Below are 22508 nucleotides of genomic sequence, written 5' to 3' on the forward strand. Positions count from 1 at the left end.
ATTATTTTGCTGAGATAGCAACGTTTATTAAAGGAAAAAGCCATGCGTCATCGTCATAGCGGCCGTCAACTGAACCGCAATAGCTCGCATCGCAAAGCGATGTTTCGCAATATGACGGCTTCATTGGTAGAGCACGAATTGATTAAAACGACTCTGCCTAAAGCCAAGGAACTTCGCCGTCACGCGGAGCCACTGATCACTCTCGCAAAAACAGACAGTGTTGCAAATCGCCGTTTGGCCTTTGCACGTCTGCGCAGCGACGAGGCAGTGGGTAAGTTGTTCAACGAGCTTGGTCCGCGTTACGCGGCTCGCCCAGGCGGTTACATTCGCATTATGAAGTGTGGTCTGCGTACTGGCGACAAAGCTCCTATGGCTTACGTCGAGTTGGTTGATCGCCCAGTTGCGGATGAGATCGAAGACGACGAAGAGTAAGCTCTTCGCTGTTTCGAAAGCATAAAAAAAGCCGGCTACGCCGGCTTTTTTTATGCCCGTTGATTAGTGATAGTGATAGGGTGCAGCATTACTTGAGCATGGATTTTAAAAAACGCCCGGTGTGGGACTCGGTAACTTGTGCAAGGGTTTCAGGGCTCCCCTCGGCGATGATTTGACCACCACCGCTGCCGCCTTCGGGTCCCAGATCAATAAGCCAGTCGGCGGTTTTAATAACATCGAGATTGTGTTCGATGACCACCACGGTGTTGCCGTGGTCACGCAGCCGGTGGAGTACCGTCAACAGTAGTTGAATGTCTTCGAAGTGCAGGCCGGTGGTCGGCTCGTCAAGAATGTAGAGGGTTTTGCCGGTGTCGCGCTTGGAGAGTTCTTTAGCGAGCTTAACGCGCTGAGCTTCACCACCCGACAGGGTCGTTGCCGCCTGACCCAGGCGAATATAGCTTAGGCCGACGTCCATCAGCGTTTGGAGTTTTTTTGCAATAGCTGGCACGTTTTCGAAGAAGCTGTTGGCGTCTTCAACGGTCATCTCTAGCACTTCGTGGATATTCTTTCCTTTATATAGAATGTCCAGTGTCTCGCGATTATAGCGCTTGCCCTGGCAAACCTCGCAGGCGACGTAGATGTCTGGCAGGAAGTGCATTTCTACCTTAGTGACGCCGTCACCTTGGCACGCTTCGCAGCGGCCACCCTTGACGTTAAAGCTGAAGCGCCCAACTTTGTAGCCTCTGGATCGCGCCTCCTGAGTGCCGGCAAAAAGTTCTCGGATGGGGGTAAATATTCCGGTATAGGTTGCTGGGTTAGAACGAGGCGTTCGGCCTATTGGACTCTGGTCAATGTCGATGCATTTGTCGACGAGATCCAAGCCCTTGATGTCGCTATAAGGCGCAGGTTTCAGGGTGGTAGCGCCGTTCAGTGCGGTCGCTGCAATCGGGTACAGGGTGTGGTTAATTAATGTTGATTTCCCTGAGCCTGAAACACCAGTAATGCAGGTCATCAAGCCCAAGGGGATATGCAAGTCGACGTCTTGCAGGTTGTTGCCTATGGCGCCTTCTAGGTGAATGTAACGATCGGGGTCCGGTTGGTGACGCTCTGTGGGGATGGCGATGCAGCGTTTCCCGGACAAATAATCTCCTGTTAGGGATTGGTTGCTGTTTAGTATGTCGTCCAAGTTTCCCTCTGCCACGACTTGTCCGCCATGAACACCAGCCCCGGGCCCGATATCGATAATGTGGTCGGCAGTACGTATCGCATCTTCATCGTGTTCGACAACAATGACGGTATTTCCAATATCGCGCAGGTGGCGAAGGGTGTTGAGAAGTCTTTCGTTGTCGCGTTGGTGTAGGCCTATCGACGGCTCATCCAGGATATACATTACGCCCACGAGGCCAGCACCGATCTGGCTGGCGAGGCGGATGCGCTGTGCTTCACCCCCCGAAAGGGTATCGGCGCTGCGGTCGAGGCTAAGGTAATTCAGGCCAACATCCACTAGAAAGCGCAGGCGGTCGTTGATCTCTTTCAATATTTTTTCAGCAATTTGTGCCTGGCGACCGCTCAGAGCTAAGTTTTCGAAATACTGCTTGGCGGCGCCTACCGGCATCGATGCTATATCGGGCAGTGTTTGCTCTTCGATAAAGACATGCCTGGCTTCCTTGCGCAAGCGCGTACCCTTACAGTCCGGGCAGGCGTGGGTGCTCAAAAATTTACTCAGGTCTTCGCGCACCGTCTGCGACTCGGTGTCTCGGTAGCGGCGTTCCATATTGGGAATAACCCCTTCGAAACGGTGCTTGCGTTGGAAGCTGTCGCCGCGATCATTGATATAGGTGAAGCTGATCTCGTCGTCACCGCTGCCGTGCAAAATGCGCTGTTGATTGGCTTTTTCCAGTGATTCAAAGGGTGCGTCAATGTCGAAATCGTAGTGTTCGGCCAGTGACTTCAGCATATGAAAATAATAAACGCTGCGCCGGTCCCAGCCGCGGATCGCCCCTGTGGAGAGGCTAGCCTCGGGATGTTGCACAATGCGTGACTCATCGAAGAATTGTTTTACGCCGAGCCCGTCGCAGCTGCCGCATGCGCCTAGCGGGCTGTTGAAGGAAAACAGCCTGGGCTCTAATTCGCTTAAGCTATAGCCGCAGTGAGGGCAGGCAAATTTAGCGGAAAAGCTAAGCTCTGCTTTGCTCGGGTCATCCATGTCGGCAACGCTGGCGATACCGTCGGTGAGCTCCAGGGCGGTCTCAAAAGACTCGGCCAGACGTTGGGCTAAATCACTGCGCACTTTGAAACGGTCAACCACCACGTCGATAGAGTGTTTCTTTTTCTTGTCGAGCGTGGGGGCGTCATCTAAATCGACGACAATGCCATCGATGCGCGCGCGCACAAAACCCTGGCTGCGCAGCTTGTCCAGCACGTGAAGGTGTTCGCCTTTGCGGTTTTTTATCACGGGGGCGAGCATCATCATCTTGCTGCCCTCGGGAAGGGATAAAACGGTGTCGACCATTTGGCTAACTGTCTGTGCGGCCAGTGGCGCGTCGTGATCGGGGCAGCGCGGCTCGCCGGCGCGGGCGAACAGCAGGCGCAAGTAGTCGTAGATCTCAGTGATGGTGCCTACGGTCGAGCGCGGGTTGTGAGAGGTCGACTTTTGCTCAATAGAAATGGCTGGCGACAAGCCGTCGATGTGGTCGACATCGGGCTTTTCCATCATGGATAGAAACTGGCGCGCATAGGTCGACAGTGACTCTACATAGCGTCGTTGGCCTTCAGCGTATAGCGTGTCAAAGGCGAGAGACGATTTGCCAGAGCCAGACAAGCCTGTGATCACAACCAGCTTGTCACGGGGAATCTCCAGGTCGATATTCTTCAGATTGTGGGTGCGAGCACCGCGAACGATAATCCGATCCATTACAAACCCCGATAAAACAAACCGAGCATTATACGGGGCTGAATCCAGGCGGCGCAAAGGCCAACTGGTTTTTTAGGGGGCGGCAAACTGGTAGACTACGGGTCGTTACTTCTTTGATCACCGCTCGGGAATTTTCCGCACTTGAACTCCTCCATGTCTGCGCTGGAGCGTCGCGCTGTTGCAGCGTTGGCCTGTTTATACGTATTCCGCATGCTCGGCTTATTCATGCTGCTGCCGGTTTTACCTCTCTATGCTGCGGACTATGCTTTTAGCACACCGGTTTTGGTTGGTCTTGCGCTAGGTATCTATGGCCTCGGGCAGGCTGTGCTGCAAATTCCGCTCGGTATGCTGTCGGACCGGATCGGTCGCAAGCCCGTTATCGTGGCGGGCTTGCTGTTGTTCGCCGCTGGCGGTGTGCTTGCAGCATCTGCTGAATCGATATTTACGGTGATATTTGGTCGGCTTATGCAGGGGGCGGGGGCAATAGCCAGCACGCTTACTGCGACCGTTGCCGACTTAACGCGAGAGCAGCACCGCAGTAAGGCGATGGCCGCAATCGGTGTCAGTATTGGGGTGTCCTTCGCCGTAGCAATGGTGGTTGGCCCCGGCGTCGCGGCCAGCTTTGGTGTTCCGGCGTTATTCTTGTTGACCTCGGCGCTCGCCATACTTGGCGTGGTGGTCGCCGTCTTTGTGGTGCCGTCCTCGCGCATCCAGTCTCGCGACCCGAGCGCCCGGCCATTGGCAAGCTTGTTGTTGCGCTGTATTCGCAGTCCGTCTTTGATGCGTTTGAATGTGGGAGTCTTCGTCCTGCATATGGCCATGATGGCACTATTTCTGGTGTTGCCAGCCCGCCTTACCGAACTGGGGCTGGCGCCTGCCGAGCATTGGATGGTGTACTTGCCTGTTATGGCCGCCGCGTTCGTGTTGATGGTTCCGGCATTAATTGTTGCCGAGAAAAAGTCATGGCAGGCATTGATTCTGCGCCTTGCGGTCGCCCTCCTGGCGGGAGTATTGCTGCTCGCGTCGGTATTGCCGTTTTCTTTGGCTTCTGTATTGGCAGTATTGCTGCTGTTCTTTACGGCTTTTAACTACCTCGAAGCATCGTTGCCAGCGTTGTTGAGTCGCAGCGTATATGCGGGCGGCAAGGGCACGGCGATGGGTGTTTTTGCCAGCTTCCAATTTATGGGCGCGTTTTGTGGCGGCGCGCTCGGGGGGGGGGTGCTGGGACACTGGGGGGAAGCTGCGGTATTTCTTGCCGCGGGCCTTGCCGGTTTGCTTTGGCTGGTGTGTACAATCGGCATGGTACTTCCCGTTCAGAATGTTAGCGTTACCCTAAGCTGGCCGCAGGGCGGCTGGGGGTATGAGCGTTTGCGAAATGAGGTGTTATGTCTGCCGGGCACACTAGACGTGACGGTCATTGAGGACGAGCGCCAGGCCTATCTGCGAGTATCCAAGGGCTTTGATTTAGCCCAGTTGCCCGCGGAGCTTTACCGCCGAGACTAATGACGGGTTCCGGCAGAATCCGGTATAGTGGTGGCTGTCATTTGGCAGGCCGCAGACAGTAATAATAGGAGAGTGCGCATGGCGCGAGGTATCAACAAAGTTATCTTGGTGGGGAATCTTGGCCAAGACCCAGAGACTCGGTATATGCCTTCTGGGGGAGCCGTGACAAATGTCACCATCGCGACCAGTGAGACGTGGAAGGATAAGCAAACTGGCCAGCCGCAGGAGCGTACAGAATGGCACCGGGTGGTGTTCTTCAATCGGTTGGCTGAAATTGCGGGCGAATATTTGAAAAAAGGTTCAAAGGTCTACGTCGAGGGGTCTCTGCGCACTCGCAAATGGCAGGATCAAAGTGGCCAAGACCGTTACACCACCGAGATTGTTGCCGCTGAAATGCAAATGCTCGACAGCCGCAGCGGTGGTGGCATGTCCGGTGGCTATGGCGACGACGGCTACTCTCAGGCGCCGGCGCCTCAGCAGCGTCGCCAAGCAGCGCCGGCTCCGTCAGCGCCGCAGCGTCAAGCTCCTCCGCAACAGCAAGCACCCGCTCAGCAAAACGCCCCTGCTCCTGGCTTTGACGACTTTGATGACGATATTCCATTCTGAGAAGTGTCTTCGCAGTTGGTGAGCGCCGATGGGGCGGCGGCGGGATTAACGTCCCTGAAAAGGGTTGTGCAATGTCTAGGTGAAGGCGGCAGTGGGCGAAACGGTGAGCGTGTTACTACTCTGTGAAGACTCCGCGTTAGCGGCGGCCCTGAAAGCGCAGCTGAACTCCCGGGGCCGAGAATTGATGCAACTAAAGCCCTCGGAGTTATTGGCGCAGCCGCACTTGGCTGACGGTGCGATTCTCGTTAATGCCCTTTTAATACCGGGTGAACCCGTCACCGACGCCGTCGTTGATATTCAGGCGGAGCTAATAAGCGCTGTAGGCTCGAAACTGCGGTGTTATTTGGGGCTGAGTGATGCCCGGGTTGTCGCGGCGTTGGATCGCGAAGAGCCGGTAGCAGAAAATGCTACCCCAGCCCCTCAAGGTCAGGATGCTATTCCTTTGGCGGCAATGGAAGAGCAGCTGCTATCCGCGCCGTTGCAGGCGCTTATCCTGCGCACCGGACCGCTTATCGCGACCGACGGTGATAATTTACTGTCCGCCTTTATCAAAGCGCTTAAAGCGGGCCAAGCGCTCGGTCTTGATGATTCTCAGCAGAGTGCTCCGACGCCGGTTGGTGACCTTGCCCGGGTGTTGTCGGCAATGATTGACCAGCTTTCCTGTGGCGCGCTATGCCGGGGCATCTATCACTACCAAAGCAGCGGCGCCACGAGTGCCTATGCGTTCGCCGAAGTGGCCTACGCCCATGCTGGGCAATATCTGGCGACTCCCCCCGATATTTCAATTGATGGCGATGGCTGGGGGTGGGTGACGGGTTCGCGAGTGCTCCGCTGTGAGCGTTTATTGCGTAATTTCGGCATTAAGCAATTAGCGTGGCGATCCTGGTTGCCCAAAATGATTAAAACCCTTTGTGAGGATGATTGCGATGAGCGCCTCTGACGCGTTTTCAGCTCTGTCGATCGCGGTGCTGACTGTATCGGATACTCGAGATGAGGCTTCTGATAGTTCTGGGCACTACTTATGCAACGCTCTGCAAGAGGCCGGTCACCGGCAGGCGGATAAGCAGATCGTGAAAGACGATATTTATCAAATTCGCGCTGCACTATCCGCTTGGATCGCTGATGAAAACATTGACGCAGTGCTGGTGACTGGTGGCACTGGATTCTCAGGGCGGGACTCCACGCCAGAGGCGGTATCGGTGCTTTTTGACAAGCACATTGAAGGCTTTGGTGAGGTCTTTCGCGCCGTGTCATACGAAGAAATTGGTTCGTCGACAATCCAGTCGCGAGCCCTTGCCGGCTTTGCCAATGATACCGTGATATTTTGCATGCCAGGTTCTACGGGGGCATGCCGAACTGCGTGGACGCGGCTTATCGCGGAGCAGCTCGATAGTCGTCATCGCCCCTGCAATTTTGTGGGTGTGTTAAATACTCGCAGAGGTCACTAATAATGGCGCTGCGCCCGGTGGCGGAAGTACAGGCTGAGTTACTGGCAGATGCGAGTCTGTGTGGGGATGAGTGCTGTGAGCTGAATGCCGCATTTGGGCGCATTCTTCGCGAGGATATTGTCGCGGCAACAGATGTGCCGCCGGCGGCCAATAGCGCGATGGACGGCTATGCGTTGCGGGTCGCTGATCTTGCAGAAGGGCGGCCATTGCCTGTCAGCCAGCGTATAGCGGCAGGCCATGCCCCCGATGCCCTGCTGCCTGGAACCGCGGCGCGAATTTTTACCGGTGCGTTTATCCCGCCGGGGGCAGACTGTGTTGTTGCCCAGGAGGATTGCCAGCGATCCGACGAGGGCGTTGAGGTTGCGATAACGCCAGTATCTGGCCAGCATATTCGCCCGCGTGGACAGGACATCGCGAAGGGGGCTGTTGTTGTAGCGCGCGGTCGCAAGCTAGGCGCAGCGGACCTCGGCTTATTGGCCTCCGTTGGGGTGCCGGCGTGTCGTGTTGCCAAGCGCTTAAAAGTTGCCCTGATGTCGACCGGGGATGAATTGCGAGAGCCCGGGCAGGCGCTAGGCACTGCGCAAATTTATAACTCCAATCGCCCCATGTTAGCTGCGTTGATTTCAGCTATGGGCGGTGAGCTTATCGACCTGGGTATTGTCCCCGATACGGCAGAGGCGACCGCGAAGGCCTTGGCTCAAGCGGCTGAGTTAGCCGATGTGGTAATAAGCAGCGGTGGTGTCTCTGTCGGTGAGGAAGATCATGTTAAAGCGCAGATAGAGCGCTTGGGTGAGCTCAAGGTGTGGAAGCTGGCGATTAAGCCGGGTAAGCCCTTGGCCTACGGCCGAATTGCCGGCGTGCCGTTTTTTGGCTTGCCGGGCAACCCGGTGTCGAGTTTTGTCACGTTCTGCCTGCTCGTCAGGCCGTACTTGTTGGCCATGCAAGGCGTCACCGACCCGATGCCCAGCGTGGTTAAGGCGAAGGCGGACTTCGAATGGCCCAAGGCGGGTCGTCGCCAGGAGTATCTGCGTGTGCGACTGAAGGGCGGCGTACTGAGTTTGCATCCGCAGCAAAGCTCTGGGGCGCTAAGTTCAGTGGCGTGGGCGAATGCATTGGCAATTGTGCCGCCGGGTACCACCTTTGCGCGCGGTGAGCTCATCGATTGCCTTTCTTTCGACGAGTTGGGTGCCTGATGCTAAAAGACTAACCGTCCCTGGCGCACAAAAAAGCCCGCAGAAGCGGGCTTTTTTGTGCGCAAGTGCTTTTGGGGGCTAGTCGTTAACTCGACTAAATACCAGGCTCGCGTTAGTACCACCAAAACCAAAACTGTTAGACATAATGGTATTGAGTGTCACGTTTTCGCGCTTTTCCGTCGCAATTGGAATGCCGGCAGCTTCCGGGTCCAGCTCCTCGATATTGGCGGAAGCGGCGATGAAGTTATGTTGCATCATCAGCAGCGAGAAGATGGCTTCTTGAACACCGGTAGCCCCCAGAGAGTGCCCTGCGAGTGACTTAGTTGAGCCGATAACGGGGATGGGGTGCTCGCCGTAAGCCTGTTTGATGGCTTTTAGTTCCTGCATGTCGCCGGCTGGTGTCGAGGTGCCATGTGAGTTGATGTAGTCGACCTCACTGCTGACGTTTTGCAGGGCCAGGCGCATGCATCGCGCCGCGCCTTCGCCGCTGGGGGCAACCATGTCATAGCCGTCGGAGGTGGCGCCGTAGCCGACTAATTCGCCGTAAATTTTCGCGCCGCGTGCTTTGGCGTGCTCGAGTTCTTCCAGAACGATCATGCCGGCGCCGCCAGCAATAACAAAGCCGTCGCGGTTAGCGTCATAGGGGCGGGAGGCCTGCTGCGGGGTGTCGTTGTACTTCGTAGACAGCGCGCCCATGGCATCAAACAGGCAGCTCAGCGACCAGTGCTCTTCTTCGCCGCCGCCGGCAAAAACAACATCTTGTTTGCCCAGCTGGATGAGCTCAGCCGCGTTGCCAATACAGTGTGCGCTGGTGGCGCAAGCTGAAGAGATAGAGTAGTTCACACCTTTAATTTTAAAGGGGGTGGCCAGGCAGGCAGATACGGTGCTACCCATGGTTTGGGTAACTCGGTAGGGCCCAATGCGTTTTACGCCGCGCTCGCGCAGTGTATCGGCAGACTCAATGAGGTTGGCGGAAGAGGCGCCACCAGAGCCCGCAATAATGCCGGTACGCTCGTTGTCGATATCCTTGTCTTCAAGCCCGGAGTCGGCAATGGCTTCTTGCATGGCGATGTAGGCATAGGCCGCCGCGTCGCCCATGAAGCGCAGTTGCTTGCGATCAATGTGGGCTTTTAAATCCAGATCTTTAATGGAGCCTGAAATATGGCTGCGAAAGCCCATTTCTTTGTAGGTGTCGTTATGTGTGATGCCGGATGCACCATTTTGGAGCGAAGCCAAAGCTTGTTTGATGTCGTTGCCAATGCTGGAGACGATACCCATCCCCGTAACTACAACACGTTTCATGTCTACCTCGTAGCGTATGTTTGTTCTGTCAGTGAGTCTTGTTTGCCACGCTAGTGGCATTGTTATTACGCGAAGCTGGCGTCGTCTTTGAACAGGCCAACCCGCAGATCTTTAGCGGTGTAGATAACTTTCCCGTCGACAGCGACCTCTCCGTCGGCGATACCCATAACCAGTTTGCGTTCAATGAGTCGCTTGAAGTTGAGTGTGTAGGTAACGAGTTTGGTGTCGGGTAAAATTTGCCCGGTGAACTTAATTTCGCCGGCACCCAGCGCGCGGCCTTTGCCACTGTTGCCGCGCCATCCGAGAAAAAAGCCCACTAGCTGCCACATGGCATCGAGCCCCAGGCAGCCGGGCATGACTGGGTCGCCAACAAAGTGGCAGTCGAAAAACCATAGGTCGGGGTTGATATCGAGCTCGGCGATCAGTTGGCCTTTGCCATATTCGCCACCTTCGTCGCTAATATGAGTGATGCGGTCTAACATGAGCATATTGTCGATGGGGAGGCGGGGGTTGCCCGGGCCAAAGAGTCGGCCATGGCCACAATCAATGAGTTCTTCTTTTGTAAAGCTATTTTTATGGGTAAGAGACATAAGAAAAAGACTTGCCAGTGAGAAATTTGTAGCGCGCATAGTAGCATAAGGGCCTGCTGAGCACACAAAAATGTCAACATTGGCCTGATCATTGCTGTAATAATTTGGTAAGCAGGGCAAAGTAGGCTGCGTGGTGATTGCGAATCTGCGGCACTGCTGGGAAAATTCGTTCACAAGGCTCGCTACGGACTGAGCTATTTTAAAAAAACACAGGATGCACAAGTAATATGATCAGGAAATGTCTCTTTCCGGTTGCCGGCTACGGTACCCGCTTCCTACCCGCGACGAAGTCGATGCCCAAAGAAATGCTGCCGATCGTCAACAAGCCACTGGTTCAGTACGGTGTTGAGGAGTCTATTGAGGCGGGACTTAAGCAAATTGCACTGGTGACAGGTCGCGGCAAGCGCGCCATTGCTGATCACTTTGATATTAGTTTTGAGCTTGAGAACCAAATCGCGGGTTCCAGCAAAGAGTCTTACCTGACCAGTATTCGAAAAGTGTTGAGCGAAGGCACTTTTATGATGACGCGCCAGCGCGAAATGAAAGGCTTGGGGCACGCCATTCTTACCGGTGAAAGCCTGGTAGGCAACGAGGCCTTCGGCGTTATCCTTTCTGATGACCTGTGCGTGAATCCGGGCGAAGATGGTGTGATGGCGCAAATGGTGAAGCTGTATAACCAGTTCCGCTGTAGCATTGTCGCCATCCAGGAAGTGCCAATGGAGAACATCGAGAAATACGGTGTTATTGCCGGCGATGATATGGGTGGTGGCCTCTACCGAGTAAAAGATATGGTTGAGAAGCCCAAAGCTGAAGACGCGCCGAGTAACCTGGCCGTTATTGGTCGCTATATTCTAACGCCCGATATTTTTGACATTTTGCGCGACACTCCTCCGGGTAAAAACGGCGAAATTCAGCTGACAGATGCACTGATGACCCAGGCGCAAAACGGCTGCGTGCTGGCGTATAAATTCCAAGGCCGCCGATTTGACTGCGGCAGCGTGCCCGGATTTATCGAAGCGACAAACTACGTCTACGAAAACATCTATCAAGACGGGCAGGGTTGATTCATGGTTCAAGAACTAAGCTGTTTTAAGGCCTACGATGTTCGCGGTCGCATACCCGATCAGCTCAACGAAGATATTGCCTACCGCATTGGTCGGGCCTTTGCTGAGGTGATCAAGCCAAAGAAGGTTGTCGTTGGGCACGATATTCGCCTGAGTAGTGAGGCAATAAAAGCAGCCGTTTCTAACGGCTTGCGCGATGCCGGGGTCGATGTGTACGACATTGGCCTGTGTGGAACAGAAGAAATTTACTTTGCCACGTCGCATGCAGAAATGGATGGCGGTATTGCCGTCACCGCGAGCCATAATCCTAAAGATTATAACGGCATGAAGTTCGTGCGTGAGGAGTCGAAGCCAATCAGCGGCGACACTGGCCTGTTGGATATTAAAGCCCTTGCTGAGAAGAACGAATTTTCAGCCCCGGCAGCGGTGCGTGGCCAGCTTCAGTCGCTTGATACGAGTGCGGCCTATGTCGAGCACTTGTTGAGCTACGTAGATGTATCTGCCCTCAAGCCGCTCAAAATCGTCGTCAATGCCGGCAATGGTGGCGCTGGGCGCGTGGTTGACCTGCTGGAACCGCATTTGCCGTTTGAATTTATTCGTGTTCATCACGAAGCCGATGGCAACTTCCCGAACGGCGTGCCGAACCCTCTGCTGGTGGAGAACCGTCAACCCACAATTGATGCCATTAAGGCGCACGGTGCTGACCTGGGTATTGCCTGGGACGGTGACTTTGATCGCTGTTTCTTTTTCGATGAGCGCGGTGAGTTTATTGAAGGCTATTATGTTGTGGGCTTGCTTGCCGAGACCTTCCTGCTGAACTCTCCAGGCGAAAAAGTGGTTCACGACCCGCGTTTAACCTGGAATACCGTCGATATTGTTCAGGCGCGCGGCGGTGAGGCGGTGCAGAGCAAGACCGGTCACGCCTTTATTAAAGAGCGAATGCGCAAGGAAAATGCGGTTTACGGCGGTGAAATGAGTGCCCACCACTATTTCAGAGATTTTGCTTACTGCGATAGTGGCATGATCCCCTGGTTGTTGGTTACTCAGCTCATGTCAGTGAGGTCGGCGGCGTTGTCGTCGCTCGTTGAGGAGCGCGTTGCCAAGTATCCGTGCAGTGGTGAAATTAATCGCGAGGTCGCGGATGCGCGTGCCAGTATTGCTGCCATTGAAGCAAAATACGCGAAGCAAGCTAGCAGCGTTGACTATACTGACGGTCTGAGTATGGACTTTGACGGCTGGCGGTTTAATGTGCGCATGTCCAACACCGAGCCGGTTGTACGCTTGAATGTTGAGAGTGAAGCGGATATGGCACTGATGAAGCAGAAAACAGAGGAGCTGCTAACCCAGCTATAAGCGCGATCTCTGTTGCTTGTTAAAAAAGCCGGGCTTAGCTCGGCTTTTTTGTTTCTGTGGAGAGTATGTCCGGCTAGCTATTGGCTTGCCGGGCTCGCTCGATCAGTTGTGCTGTGGAGCTGTCGGGGGTGGTGTTGCTGTCTGTGTCGCCTCGAAGGCTTCCGAGCAGCTGGTGGCTCAACTGCTTGCCAAGCTCTACCCCCCATTGGTCAAAGGGGTTGATGTCCCAGATAAAACTCGCGCAGATCAGGCGATATTCGTACAGCGCGATCAAATTGCCGAGTGCGCGGGGGCTGAGCTCGTCCATCAAAATTGTGGTGCTGGGGCGGTTGCCTGGCATGGCTTTATGTTTGGCAAGTTGTGCGGCCTCGTCAGGGCTGAAGCCGTCTCGGAGTAGCCCTTGCTCTACCTCTTTGGCGGACTTGCCCTGCATAAGCGCCAGGCTTTGCGCAAAGCAGTTCGCCAGTAAGGCTTGCTGCTGGTCGAGAGCTTTGCCGCTGTTTTTGAGCGCGGCAATGAAGTCGCAGGGAATGATGTCGCTGCCCTGGTGGAGTAATTGGTGGAAGGAGTGCTGGCCATTGGTGCCTTCGCTACCCCATATTACGCCGCCGCTCTGTTGCGGCAGTGCATTGCCGCTGCGGTCCACCGTTTTCCCGGCGCTTTCCATAAATAGTTGCTGGAGATAGTCGGGGAGCTGCTTGAGGCGGTTGCAGTAGGGCAGGATGGCGTGAGAACTGATATCCCAGCTGTTGCGATACCACACATCCAATAGCGCGAGTGTAGCGGGCAGGTTGTTCTCAAGGCTGCTGCTGGCCATGTGCTCGTCAACTTCTGCGCCGCCTCGCAATATTTCCGAGAAGCAGGGCCAGCCGTAGTTGGCGGCGACGATAAGGCCAAAGCCAGACCAGACGGAAAAGCGACCACCTACCCAGCACGGCACGGCTAGAGTGAGGTCAGGTGCGACCCCCAGTTTAGTGGCGGCGTCGGAGTTGGCGGTTATGGCAATAAAATGCCTGCCGATATCCTGCCCCGGTAGACCCTGTTCCAGCCAGAGCTTTGCCGCTGCGGCGTTGGCTAAGGTTTCTTGTGTGCCGAAAGATTTCGAGGCAACGATGAAGAGGGTGCTTTCGGCGGGCAAGTCGGCGAGGGTCTCGTTGGCGCAGCTCGGATCAATGTTGGCTAAAAAGCGGCATTCAAAAGCGGCTTCTGCGCTTTCTTTCAGGGCTTCGGTAAACAGGCGCGGGCCAAAGTCAGAGCCACCAATGCCGATGTTGACGATATGGCTGTAGCGTTTGCCGGTGCAGCCGCGCAGCTCGCCACTGCGCAGGCGTGCGCTGATCGCCGCCATGTTTTCGTACATTGTGTGAATCGCGGGGTCGCTGCTGTGTTGGGAGTGCGCCCAGTTTCGCAGTGCGGCGTAATTTGCACGGCGTTGTTCGGTGTTGTTGCACAGCGCGTCACTGCGCATAGCGCTAAGCTTTTCGGGTAGGCCTGCATCGAGGGCTAGGGTGTGCAGGGCTTTGGCAATATCGCTATCAATATGCTGCTTTGAGTAATCGATAAACAGGGCGCCCAACTCTGCGCTGAATTGTGTGCTGCGATCTGCGTGTTCGGCGAAGCGTTGCTTTAATGGTTGCTTTGAGCACGCACTCTTGAGTGAGGCGAGTGTTTGCCAGATTTCGCCTCGGCGACTTGGTGTTGCTGGTGTCACTGATTTCTCCCGTTCTTCCGTGGTGGGCGCTCTTCGCATTATCGCAGCCCATTTCTGCCGATAATAACGCAATATTCATACCGTTATATGAAATCGCCGTCCTTTTGCGACCGCTGCTTAGCTTTTTCTTTGAAGTGCCAGTTCGCACAGTTTGCTAAGGGCGTCTTTGTGAGCGCTCGGCGGAAGGGATTGTAGTGCATGAACGGCAGCCTGGCTGTACTTCTGGGCGGCATCCCGGCAATAGTTCAGGGCGCCGCTTTGCTTGACGGCCGCAACAATGCTGTCAAGCTCCTCCGCCGATTTTTCACTGATGGCGCGTTGAACTTGCTGCTTTTGTGTCGCGCTGCCGTTCTGCAGTATGAAGATCAGTGGCAGGGTCGGTTTGCCCTCTGCCAGGTCGTCGCCGACATTCTTGCCGGTCTCGGCGGGGTCGCCTTCGTAGTCCAGAATGTCATCAATCAGCTGGAAGGCAATGCCGAGATTTAAGCCGTAGTCATACAGTGCTTGTTGTTGGCTATCTTGTTCTGACAGCAGTGCGGCGCCCGAGCAAGCGGCTGCGAATAACACGGCGGTTTTACTGCGAATGACATTGAAGTATGTGTCTTCGTCGGTGTCGGGGTTGCCTGCCCTCGCCAGCTGAAGCACCTCGCCCTCGGCCACGGTGTTGGTCGTGTCAGACAGCAGTGCCATGAGCGGCATATTGCCAATGCTAACCAGTACCTGGAACGCGCGCGAGTAGAGGAAGTCGCCAACAAGCACGCTGGGCGCATTGCCGAATTCAGCGTTGGCCGTTGGTCTGCCCCGGCGCAGTGCAGAAAGGTCTACAACGTCGTCGTGCAGCAAGGTCGCTGTGTGGATAAATTCAATAACGGCTGCCAGGCGAATGTGGTCGTGATCAATTTTGCCGAGCGCGCCGGCGCTCAGCAGGCTGAGAAGGGGGCGCAGGCGCTTGCCGCCAGCATCAATAATGTAGTGGCCAATGTTCTCCACAAGGGCGACTCGGGAGTGCAATTGCTCGACGATAAAATCGTTGACGGAGTTGAACTCGCTATCTACGACCTGGCGGATATGTTGCATGGACTAATTGACTTGCGGCGGTGGAATCGGCTGGCATCGTATGGGGGGTAGGCTAGGCTGTCAAGTTGAGCGTAGCTGTGGCTGAGCGCTGGATAAAGCACTTGTGTTTGTTGGCTGGAGCCAGTAAAATTCGCGCCCCTGAAGCAAAACCGCCCGGCCCAGCTGAAAAGTAAGGCTGTAGCGGTGCCTGGACTTGTCCCACGGCCGGTAAGCCGGTGGTGGCCAAACACTCAATATGCATTGCAAGCAGGCTCTTGGAGATTATGCCCATGTACGCAGTTATTGAAAGCGGTGGTAAGCAGCACCGTGTAGTTGAGGGTGAAACCCTCAAGTTGGAAAAAATTGAAGTCGCCACTGGTGAAGCCATTACTTTTGATAAAGTACTGATGGTTAAGAACGGTGAAGAACTCAAAATCGGTGCGCCCTATGTTGAGGGTGGTAAAGTGACTGCAGAGGTTATCTCTCAAGGTCGTCACGCTAAGGTGAAAATTGTTAAGTTTCGCCGCCGTAAGCACAGCATGAAACAAGCCGGTCACCGCCAGTGGTTCACGGAAGTGAAAATCACTGGTATCAGCGGCTAAGAATACGAGGAGAGACTCATGGCTCACAAGAAAGCTGGTGGTAGTACCCGTAACGGACGCGATTCCGAGAGTAAACGCCTTGGTGTTAAGCGCTACGGTGGTCAGGTTGTTAGCGCAGGTAGCATCATCGTGCGTCAGCGTGGCACCAAGTTCCACGCGGGCGAAAATGTAGGCTGCGGAACAGACCACACGTTGTTTGCAAAAGCAGACGGTGTAGTGAAGTTTGAAGTTAAAGGCCCTAAGAACCGCAAATTCGTCAGCATCGTCGCTGCGTAATTTCCGGCTCTACTGGTTCGCAAAGCCTCGTCGGTTGACGGGGCTTTTTTGTTTCTGTACACAACATAACGGGCTGTGTCAGTCACCGAGGTTAAGGTAATGAAATTTGTCGATGAGGCGGTAATCCGCGTAGCCGCGGGGCGCGGGGGCAATGGTTGCCTCAGTTTTCGTCGCGAAAAATATATACCCCGAGGTGGCCCGGATGGCGGAGACGGCGGGGATGGTGGCAGCGTTATCCTGCGCGCAGACTCCGCCAGCAATACGCTGGTGGATTACCGCTTCGTAAAGCACTATCAAGCGCAGGCGGGTGAGTCGGGGCGCGGCGGCAATTGTCGCGGCAAAAGCGGCGAGGATTTGGTGTTGGTCGTTCCGGTTGGGACAACCGTGATTGATGAAGACACTCGCGAGGTCTTGGGGGATCTTATCGAGGCGGGCGATGAGCTAAAGGTGGCTCAGGGCGGATTTCACGGCCTGGGAAATACGCGCTTTAAGTCCAGTACCAATCGCGCGCCGCGCCAGTTTACACGCGGCAGCGACGGTGAGATACGAAGCCTGCGTTTAGAGTTGAAGGTCTTGGCTGACGTCGGGCTGTTAGGCTTGCCGAATGCCGGGAAGTCGACCTTTATTCGCGCGGTGTCTGCAGCAAAGCCGAAAGTTGCCAACTACCCCTTTACTACCTTGGTGCCCAATCTGGGTGTAGTGAGTGTGCAGCCCCATCGCAGCTTCGTGATTGCGGATATTCCCGGTTTGGTGGAGGGAGCTGCCGACGGGGCTGGCCTCGGTATTCGTTTTCTCAAGCACCTAACGCGGACTCGCTTGCTGCTGCATATTGTTGATATGGCGCCCTACGATGGTTCTACGCCTGAAGAGGCGGTTTCGGTGATCACCGAAGAGCTGAAGCAATTTAGCCCGCTGTTGGCTAATCGTGATCGATGGCTGGTGCTGAACAAAATTGACCTTCTGCCAGAAGAGGAGCGTGAGGCGCGCTGCCAGGCGGTGGTTGATGCGCTGGCGTGGGAAGGGCCGGTGTACAAAATTGCGGCAATCTCTGCTGAGAATACCAAGCGCCTTTGCCAGGATATTTTGGCCTTTGTTGAGGCGCAGGCCGAGCGTTTGAATGAAGACCCGGAAGCCGCGGAGCGTGAGCGAGAAATTCAGGAGGCGATGCAGCAAGAGGCGCGTGACCGTATTGCGGCGTTGCATGCAGCCAGGAAAGCGCGCCAGCAGGCTGGCGGCGATGTAGACGATAGCGATGACGGCGACGATGATGATTATGATGTTGAAGTGGTCTACAGGCCTTGAGGTGATGGCGTGACAGAAGGGCGGCAGCAGCTCTCGCGTGCGACGCGTATTGTTGTAAAGATTGGTTCGGCATTGCTGACCAACGATGGCCAAGGGCTCTGCGTGGAGGGCTTGGACGCCTGGGTGGCACAAATAGCGGGCCTGCGAGCAAAAGGCTGTGAGATTGTGCTGGTGTCTTCCGGGGCAGTGGCAGAGGGAATGACCCGCCTCGGGTGGTCGCGTCGCCCAGAAGACCTGCATCATCTGCAGGCAGCGGCGGCTGTGGGGCAGATGGGCCTGGTTCAGGCTTACGAGGCGCGATTCCGTGAGCACGGCTTACAGACGGCGCAAATCCTGCTGGGGCATGATGATATTTCTGCGCGGGACCGCTACTTGAATGCTCGTGGCACCTTGTTGACCTTGCTGGGGCTATCCGTGCTGCCGATCGTCAACGAAAATGACAGCGTGGTGACCGATGAGATCCGTTTTGGCGACAATGACACCTTGGCGGCGCTTGTTGCCAACCTGATTGATGCTGATGCGCTGCTGATCCTGACGGACCAGAGCGGCCTGTATAGCAGTGACCCCCGCTACAACCCCGAGGCTGAGCTTGTCAGTGAGGCCGATGCTGCTGATAAGTCTCTGGATGCGATGGTCGGTGGCAGTGCCGGCAGTTTGGGGCGTGGCGGTATGATGACCAAGTTGCGGGCGGCTCGTTTGGCGGCTCGCTCGGGTGCAAATACTCTGATAGCGGGCGGACGTGAACCCAATGTGCTGTCCCGCGCCTTGTCGGGGGAGGCGCTGGGTACTTTGTTGCTTGCCAAGGAGCCGCCAATGACGGCGCGCAAGAAGTGGTTGGCGGGGCAGTTGCGGTTACGCGGCAGTGTTGTGGTGGATGACGGCGCGGCGCGGGTATTGCGCCAACAGGGGCGCAGTCTCCTTTCTGTCGGGGTGGTTGCTGCTAGGGGGCAGTTTGAGCGTGGTGATTTGGTAAGCTGTGTTGACGCGGAAGGCCGGGAAGTTGCGCGGGGCTTGGTTAATTACCGTGCGGACGAGGTTACTCGAATTGCTGGCAAGCCGACTGCCGAGATCGCCGGTATTTTGGGTTACCTGGCTGAGCCGGAGCTGATCCACCGCGATAATATGGTCGTGATGTCGTAAGCGTAAACGCCAGGCATAAAAAAACCCGCGTAAAGCGGGTTTTTTTATGCCTGGCTTGCTGGTTTTAAGCAGCTTCGCCCATGGCTTTAATGCGAGCATTCAGGCGGCTCTTATGGCGAGCTGCTTTGTTCTTGTGAAAAATGCCTTTGTCGGCAGTGCGGTCAAGAACAGGTACTGCTGCTGCGTAAGCTGCTTTTGCCGCTTCTTGATCGCCAGACTCGATCGCAGTGATGACCTTTTTCAGGTAGGTGCGAACCATTGAGCGCAGACTGGCGTTATGAGTGCGACGTTTCTCCGCCTGACGTGCGCGTTTTCTTGCTTGCGGGGAATTTGCCACCCTACTTACTCCTCTAGAACTTGCGCTGAAAATTTAGGCCGTGGATTATTCAGTTTTGTGTCCCGTATGTCAAGGGTGTGCCGGGCTTAGGTGGTGATTATTTACGCCTGTTTGGGCGGAGGGGCGAGCTCTTAGCTCAGTCGCTCAAATATCTGCAGGCCCCAGCAGGACAAACACAGCAAAAGGCTGATCATTACGGCGGCTGAGCCGATATCTTTGGCCTGCCCGGAGAGCGGATGGCGATCGGTGCCAATACGGTCTATTGCTGCTTCGATCGCCGAGTTTATAAGCTCGACGATCAATACCAGCAAAACCGGGATGATGAGTAGGCTGCGCTCGATCGCATTTTCCCCCAGCCAAAACGCTGCGGGTAGCAGAATGGCGGCCAGCATGCACTCTTGTCTGAAGGCCTCTTCATGGCGCCACGCGGCGGTGAGCCCCTTACGAGAATAGAGAGTGGCGTCAATCAGTCGCCAGAGGCCGTGTCGGCCGGGTTTATTCATCATGGTAATTTCACAGCTGTTAGCCAGGTCTGTGTCTCAATCGGTGTACAATACTCAGCGCTATGCTTATGCAGGGCTGTTATATAAAGGCGTAGGCGCGCGAGCTCCGGTAGAACCGCCTGCCGAGAAGACACAGTGTAATAGCAGGACGATGACAATTCAGAGACAACTCTTACATCCGCGCTACTGGCCAACCTGGCTGGGTGTGGCATTTATGTTCGTGCTGGCAAAGTTGCCTCAGCGATTGAACTACCTTGTCGGCAAGCTGCTGGGCAGTTTGTTTTACTATTTTGCCAGTGGTCGACGCCATGTTGCCGCGCGAAATCTGGCGCTGTGTTTTCCCGAACTTACCGAGACGGAACGTCGTCGCCTGCTTAAAAAAACCATGCAGGATCAGGGTATCGGTTTGCTCGAAATGCTGCGAACGTGGTTTACCCCAATTGACAAGCTGGGCGTTGAGTTGGAATTCGTCGGTGAAGAGCACCTCGACGGCGACGGCCAGGGTGTCATCGTATTGGGCGCGCATTTCACCTTTATCGACTTGAGTGCAGCCTTAATTGCGCGCAGTAAGCGTTCTGACTCGTTCTATCGCAAGCAAAAAAACCCGGTGGTCGAGTGGATTTTGAGTCGAGCGCGCGGGCGTTATGGCGAGCCGATTCACCGGCGTGATTTTAAGCGCGCATTAAAATCCCTTCGCAAGGGCAACCGGCTGTTTTACCTGCCGGATCAAGACTACGGCCGCAAATCGGCGGCATTTGTGACGTTTTTCAATAACCTTGCCGCCACTACCGTGGCGACGTCTACCCTGGCGAAGGGGGGGCGCGCGAAAGTGGTATATATCGACCAACAGCGCTTAGAGAAGGGGCGCCGAATTCGCTTGGAGGCTATTCCGCTGGAAAATATTCCCAGTGGCGATCCCGATGCCGATGCGCGGGCGGTGAACGCCGTGATTGAAGAGAATATTCGCCGAGCGCCGGAGCAGTATATGTGGGTCCATCGCCGTTTCAAAACGCGCCCCGAAGGCGCTGCGAAGGTGTATTGAGGCCCTATGGCGACGACTTTGCGATTGTGGTTTATCACTGACGGGCGCCCCGGCCACCTCAACCAGTTGCGTGGGCTTGCCGAGCGGCTCGAGGCAAAAGTGCCGTGCCAAATTCACTGGCTGGATATTTCTCAGCACGGGTTTCGCAAGGCTGGCCGCAGCGGGCTGTGCGAGCAATTCGCTGCCAGTTCGCCCCCTGATTGGGTCGTGGCCGCCGGCAGTCGTTGTCACCTGCCCCTGCTGTGGACCGCGAAGGTGAGTGGCGCTCGCTCTTTAGTGTTAATGAAGCCCAGTCTGCCGCGATGCTTGTTTGATGCCGCGATTATTCCCGAGCATGATGCGCCGCCGGTGTCACCGAAAATACTGGTTACCAGAGGCGTGCTCAATGTCATGCAGCCGACCCTTGAAAACAGGGATAAGCGGCGTGGCTTGATTGTGTTGGGCGGGGTAAACAAACACTTCGCTTGGGATAACGACGCAGTATTAGAGCAGGTGCTGGCGATTGCCAACGCGCGCTCAGACTTACATTGGACCGTATCAGACTCGCCGCGTACACCGCCCGGCCTACTAGAAGCATTGGCGTTAGAGGCTGTGGCCAACATAGATACCCTGCCCTTCGGCGATTGCCCGCCCGGGTGGCTGAGAGAGCAGTTAGCCTCAGTTGCCGAGGCCTGGGTCAGTCGCGACAGCGTGTCGATGGTCTACGAGAGTATTACCTCGGCGGTGCCGACCGGCTTGTTAGCGCTTCCACCATTGCGAGATTCACGGGTAACGCGAAGTATGGCGAGCGTGCTGGCGGCAGGCCTGGCCAGGGGGTACGAGTCTTGGCCCGCTGGTGAGCCATTGCCACCCCCTGCTGAGCAGGTTTGGGAAGCAGATCGTGCCGCCGATTGGCTGCTCAACACCTTAGAAGGAAAAAGACATGCTTGATGCTGTTAACGAGACTGAGGCGAGCCCTCGCGTGTTAAAGGTCGTGCAGTTGCTGCCCGCGCTGAATTCCGGCGGCGTTGAGCGTGGTACCGTCGAATTTGCGCGAGAGCTCGTTCGTCTGGGCCATCAATCAGTAGTGATTTCTCACGGTGGCCGCATGGTTGAGCAGCTAGAGGCCGAAGGTAGTCAGCATATTGCCATGCCCATTCATCGCAAGTCCCTGAGCTCGCTGTGGCAGGTTCGCCCCCTGCGGCGATTGCTGGAAACACTGCAGGCGGATGTGATCCATGTACGCTCGCGTGTGCCGGCCTGGATAGCCTGGTTGGCGTGGCGAAAGATGGACCCGGCTAGCCGCCCCCGCTTAGTGAGCACGTTTCACGGTATGTATTCGGTAAACGCTTACAGTGCCATTATGGCAAAGGCGGAGCATTGCATTGCCATCTCACATTGCGTTAAAGGCTACATGGTTGATAATTACCAGATTCCCGAAAGCAAGATTACGCTGATTCCGCGGGGCTTGGATGCCGAGGCCTTCGTTCGTCAGGATGCCGACAGCCAGTGGTTGGAGGCGTTGTTTTCGGAGTATCCGCAGCTCAGTGGTAAGCCAATTATTTTAATGCCAGGCCGGCTGTCGCGGTGGAAGGGACAAGAGGCCTTCCTGCAAATGATGGCCCGCTTAGTGAGTTTGCGTCCGGATATCCACGGGGTGGTGGTGGGAGATGCCGAGCCCGGCAAGCAGCACTATTTGGAAGAACTGCTTGCCATGCGTGAGTCGCTGGGCCTTACCGAGGCGGTCACCTTTGTTGGTCACCGCAGTGATATTGCGAATTTCTATCGCTTGGCTGCTGTCACGTGTCATCTTTCTAACAAAGAAGAACCCTTCGGTCGCACGGTGCCAGAGTCCCTCGCCTGCGGTACGCCGGTGGTAGCCTATGACCGCGGTGGCGCAAGTGAGTCACTGAATGCCGGCTTTCGTCAGGGCCTCGTCCCCGCCGACGATGTGGTGGCATTTGCGGCACGTGTTGCCGATTTGTTGGAGGCTGACAATCAGATTAGCCTGCCGCCTGAATACTATTTGGATCACCAAGTGGCCAGTACCCTGAATGTGTACGAGCAATTACTTGGCAATTCTGCCCACTAACGCGCCCTGACGCCGCGAGGTGGTGGTGATATAGTCGGCCGCTCCAGGGCGGCACTCCCTGGC

The 22508-nt window shown here is 55.7% G+C and carries 22 protein-coding genes; 15 read left to right on the forward strand and 7 right to left on the reverse strand.

Annotation, left to right across the window (positions count from 1 at the left end; translation table 11 throughout):
* Window positions 1-42 precede the first annotated feature (42 nt).
* A complete protein-coding gene (gene rplQ, locus H573_RS0114460; protein WP_027874887.1) occupies window positions 43-432 on the forward strand; it encodes a 50S ribosomal protein L17 in 390 nt (129 codons plus the stop codon).
* 88 nt (window positions 433-520) lie between these two features.
* Here rplQ and uvrA read toward each other — a convergent pair whose 3' ends face one another.
* A complete protein-coding gene (gene uvrA / locus H573_RS0114465; protein ID WP_027874888.1) occupies window positions 521-3346 on the reverse strand; it encodes an excinuclease ABC subunit UvrA in 2826 nt (941 codons plus the stop codon).
* A 153-nt stretch (window positions 3347-3499) separates the two neighbouring features.
* Here uvrA and H573_RS0114470 point away from each other — a divergent pair, with 153 nt between their 5' ends.
* The 5 genes from H573_RS0114470 to H573_RS0114490 all read left to right on the forward strand — a co-directional run bounded on the left by H573_RS0114470 (window position 3500) and on the right by H573_RS0114490 (window position 8096).
* Window positions 3500-4849 carry an MFS transporter gene (locus tag H573_RS0114470; RefSeq protein WP_036256964.1) on the forward strand — a complete coding sequence of 450 codons (1350 nt, stop codon included), beginning with the start codon at window positions 3500-3502 and terminating at the stop codon, window positions 4847-4849.
* Window positions 4850-4927: 78 nt separating this feature from the next.
* On the forward strand, window positions 4928-5455 hold the full coding sequence (gene ssb / locus H573_RS0114475) for a single-stranded DNA-binding protein (protein ID WP_027874890.1): 528 nt from the start codon (window positions 4928-4930) through the stop codon (window positions 5453-5455).
* A gap of 103 nt (window positions 5456-5558) precedes the next feature.
* Window positions 5559-6395 (forward strand): sugar nucleotide-binding protein, encoded by an 837-nt coding sequence (locus H573_RS0114480; RefSeq protein ID WP_154653917.1) that lies wholly within the window; start codon window positions 5559-5561, stop codon window positions 6393-6395.
* Window positions 6382-6903, forward strand: a complete 522-nt coding sequence (gene moaB, locus H573_RS0114485) for a molybdenum cofactor biosynthesis protein B (RefSeq protein WP_027874892.1) — start codon at window positions 6382-6384, stop codon at window positions 6901-6903. The genes H573_RS0114480 and moaB overlap by 14 nt, the downstream gene beginning before the upstream one ends.
* Before the next feature lie 2 nt (window positions 6904-6905).
* Window positions 6906-8096 (forward strand): molybdopterin molybdotransferase MoeA, encoded by a 1191-nt coding sequence (locus H573_RS0114490; RefSeq protein ID WP_027874893.1) that lies wholly within the window; start codon window positions 6906-6908, stop codon window positions 8094-8096.
* 78 nt (window positions 8097-8174) lie between these two features.
* Here H573_RS0114490 and fabB read toward each other — a convergent pair whose 3' ends face one another.
* Together fabB and fabA are read right to left on the reverse strand one after the other, a co-directional pair.
* On the reverse strand, window positions 8175-9398 hold the full coding sequence (fabB, locus tag H573_RS0114495; protein WP_027874894.1) for a beta-ketoacyl-ACP synthase I: 1224 nt from the start codon (window positions 9396-9398) through the stop codon (window positions 8175-8177).
* Window positions 9399-9463: 65 nt separating this feature from the next.
* On the reverse strand, window positions 9464-9988 hold the full coding sequence (fabA, locus tag H573_RS0114500) for a bifunctional 3-hydroxydecanoyl-ACP dehydratase/trans-2-decenoyl-ACP isomerase (protein WP_027874895.1): 525 nt from the start codon (window positions 9986-9988) through the stop codon (window positions 9464-9466).
* Window positions 9989-10215: 227 nt separating this feature from the next.
* On the opposite strand from fabA, the gene galU reads away from it, so the two are divergent.
* Both galU and H573_RS0114510 read left to right on the forward strand, forming a co-directional pair.
* Window positions 10216-11052 carry a UTP--glucose-1-phosphate uridylyltransferase GalU gene (gene galU / locus H573_RS0114505; RefSeq protein WP_027874896.1) on the forward strand — a complete coding sequence of 279 codons (837 nt, stop codon included), beginning with the start codon at window positions 10216-10218 and terminating at the stop codon, window positions 11050-11052.
* Window positions 11053-11055: 3 nt separating this feature from the next.
* Window positions 11056-12405 carry a phosphohexomutase domain-containing protein gene (locus H573_RS0114510; RefSeq protein ID WP_027874897.1) on the forward strand — a complete coding sequence of 450 codons (1350 nt, stop codon included), beginning with the start codon at window positions 11056-11058 and terminating at the stop codon, window positions 12403-12405.
* A 73-nt stretch (window positions 12406-12478) separates the two neighbouring features.
* Here H573_RS0114510 and pgi read toward each other — a convergent pair whose 3' ends face one another.
* Window positions 12479-14116: a glucose-6-phosphate isomerase gene (gene pgi, locus H573_RS0114515; protein WP_161624278.1), complete on the reverse strand. Its 1638-nt coding sequence runs from the start codon at window positions 14114-14116 to the stop codon at window positions 12479-12481.
* A 117-nt stretch (window positions 14117-14233) separates the two neighbouring features.
* Complete coding sequence (locus tag H573_RS0114520) at window positions 14234-15193, reverse strand: polyprenyl synthetase family protein (protein WP_027874899.1); 960 nt, start codon at window positions 15191-15193, stop codon at window positions 14234-14236.
* A 269-nt stretch (window positions 15194-15462) separates the two neighbouring features.
* Between H573_RS0114520 and rplU the strand changes: the two genes are divergently transcribed.
* The 4 genes from rplU (at window position 15463) to proB (ending at window position 18492) form a co-directional block, all read left to right on the forward strand.
* Window positions 15463-15774, forward strand: coding sequence for a 50S ribosomal protein L21 (rplU, locus tag H573_RS0114530; protein ID WP_027874901.1), 312 nt, complete (start codon window positions 15463-15465; stop codon window positions 15772-15774).
* Window positions 15775-15792: 18 nt separating this feature from the next.
* Entirely contained in the window at window positions 15793-16050 is a 258-nt protein-coding gene (rpmA, locus tag H573_RS0114535) for a 50S ribosomal protein L27 (protein ID WP_027874902.1), read from the forward strand.
* Window positions 16051-16149: 99 nt separating this feature from the next.
* Window positions 16150-17352, forward strand: coding sequence for an Obg family GTPase CgtA (gene cgtA, locus H573_RS0114540; protein ID WP_027874903.1), 1203 nt, complete (start codon window positions 16150-16152; stop codon window positions 17350-17352).
* A 9-nt stretch (window positions 17353-17361) separates the two neighbouring features.
* A complete protein-coding gene (proB, locus tag H573_RS0114545) occupies window positions 17362-18492 on the forward strand; it encodes a glutamate 5-kinase (RefSeq protein WP_027874904.1) in 1131 nt (376 codons plus the stop codon).
* Between the two features lie 64 nt (window positions 18493-18556).
* On the opposite strand, the gene rpsT is transcribed toward proB, so the two are convergent.
* Complete coding sequence (gene rpsT, locus H573_RS0114550; protein ID WP_027874905.1) at window positions 18557-18829, reverse strand: 30S ribosomal protein S20; 273 nt, start codon at window positions 18827-18829, stop codon at window positions 18557-18559.
* Between the two features lie 131 nt (window positions 18830-18960).
* Window positions 18961-19335, reverse strand: coding sequence for a diacylglycerol kinase (locus H573_RS0114555; RefSeq protein ID WP_027874906.1), 375 nt, complete (start codon window positions 19333-19335; stop codon window positions 18961-18963).
* A gap of 148 nt (window positions 19336-19483) precedes the next feature.
* Here H573_RS0114555 and H573_RS0114560 point away from each other — a divergent pair, with 148 nt between their 5' ends.
* The 3 genes from H573_RS0114560 to H573_RS0114570 are packed head-to-tail and all read left to right on the forward strand — an operon-like array spanning window position 19484 to window position 22445.
* A complete protein-coding gene (locus tag H573_RS0114560) occupies window positions 19484-20374 on the forward strand; it encodes an LpxL/LpxP family acyltransferase (RefSeq protein ID WP_027874907.1) in 891 nt (296 codons plus the stop codon).
* Window positions 20375-20380: 6 nt separating this feature from the next.
* Complete coding sequence (locus tag H573_RS0114565; protein WP_027874908.1) at window positions 20381-21304, forward strand: mitochondrial fission ELM1 family protein; 924 nt, start codon at window positions 20381-20383, stop codon at window positions 21302-21304.
* Window positions 21297-22445, forward strand: coding sequence for a glycosyltransferase family 4 protein (locus H573_RS0114570; RefSeq protein WP_051171343.1), 1149 nt, complete (start codon window positions 21297-21299; stop codon window positions 22443-22445). The genes H573_RS0114565 and H573_RS0114570 overlap by 8 nt, the downstream gene beginning before the upstream one ends.
* Window positions 22446-22508 lie beyond the last annotated feature (63 nt).

The sequence above is a fragment of the Neomelitea salexigens DSM 19753 genome (assembly GCF_000422345.1).
Classification (GTDB): domain Bacteria; phylum Pseudomonadota; class Gammaproteobacteria; order Pseudomonadales; family Spongiibacteraceae; genus Spongiibacter; species Spongiibacter marinus_A.

What these genes read in the sequence shown, in the direction of transcription:
- rplU (WP_027874901.1), top strand. Translation starts at nt 15,463, where the DNA reads ATGTACGCAGTTATTGAAAGCGGTGGTAAGCAGCACCGTGTAGTTGAG.
- ssb (WP_027874890.1), top strand. Translation starts at nt 4,928, where the DNA reads ATGGCGCGAGGTATCAACAAAGTTATCTTGGTGGGGAATCTTGGCCAA.
- galU (WP_027874896.1), top strand. Translation starts at nt 10,216, where the DNA reads ATGATCAGGAAATGTCTCTTTCCGGTTGCCGGCTACGGTACCCGCTTC.
- fabB (WP_027874894.1), bottom strand. Translation starts at nt 9,398, where the DNA reads ATGAAACGTGTTGTAGTTACGGGGATGGGTATCGTCTCCAGCATTGGC.
- H573_RS0114555 (WP_027874906.1), bottom strand. Translation starts at nt 19,335, where the DNA reads ATGATGAATAAACCCGGCCGACACGGCCTCTGGCGACTGATTGACGCC.
- H573_RS0114565 (WP_027874908.1), top strand. Translation starts at nt 20,381, where the DNA reads ATGGCGACGACTTTGCGATTGTGGTTTATCACTGACGGGCGCCCCGGC.
- H573_RS0114490 (WP_027874893.1), top strand. Translation starts at nt 6,906, where the DNA reads ATGGCGCTGCGCCCGGTGGCGGAAGTACAGGCTGAGTTACTGGCAGAT.
- H573_RS0114570 (WP_051171343.1), top strand. Translation starts at nt 21,297, where the DNA reads ATGCTTGATGCTGTTAACGAGACTGAGGCGAGCCCTCGCGTGTTAAAG.
- H573_RS0114510 (WP_027874897.1), top strand. Translation starts at nt 11,056, where the DNA reads ATGGTTCAAGAACTAAGCTGTTTTAAGGCCTACGATGTTCGCGGTCGC.
- H573_RS0114560 (WP_027874907.1), top strand. Translation starts at nt 19,484, where the DNA reads ATGACAATTCAGAGACAACTCTTACATCCGCGCTACTGGCCAACCTGG.
- fabA (WP_027874895.1), bottom strand. Translation starts at nt 9,988, where the DNA reads ATGTCTCTTACCCATAAAAATAGCTTTACAAAAGAAGAACTCATTGAT.
- cgtA (WP_027874903.1), top strand. Translation starts at nt 16,150, where the DNA reads ATGAAATTTGTCGATGAGGCGGTAATCCGCGTAGCCGCGGGGCGCGGG.
- rplQ (WP_027874887.1), top strand. Translation starts at nt 43, where the DNA reads ATGCGTCATCGTCATAGCGGCCGTCAACTGAACCGCAATAGCTCGCAT.
- moaB (WP_027874892.1), top strand. Translation starts at nt 6,382, where the DNA reads ATGAGCGCCTCTGACGCGTTTTCAGCTCTGTCGATCGCGGTGCTGACT.
- uvrA (WP_027874888.1), bottom strand. Translation starts at nt 3,346, where the DNA reads ATGGATCGGATTATCGTTCGCGGTGCTCGCACCCACAATCTGAAGAAT.
- H573_RS0114470 (WP_036256964.1), top strand. Translation starts at nt 3,500, where the DNA reads ATGTCTGCGCTGGAGCGTCGCGCTGTTGCAGCGTTGGCCTGTTTATAC.
- rpmA (WP_027874902.1), top strand. Translation starts at nt 15,793, where the DNA reads ATGGCTCACAAGAAAGCTGGTGGTAGTACCCGTAACGGACGCGATTCC.
- H573_RS0114520 (WP_027874899.1), bottom strand. Translation starts at nt 15,193, where the DNA reads ATGCAACATATCCGCCAGGTCGTAGATAGCGAGTTCAACTCCGTCAAC.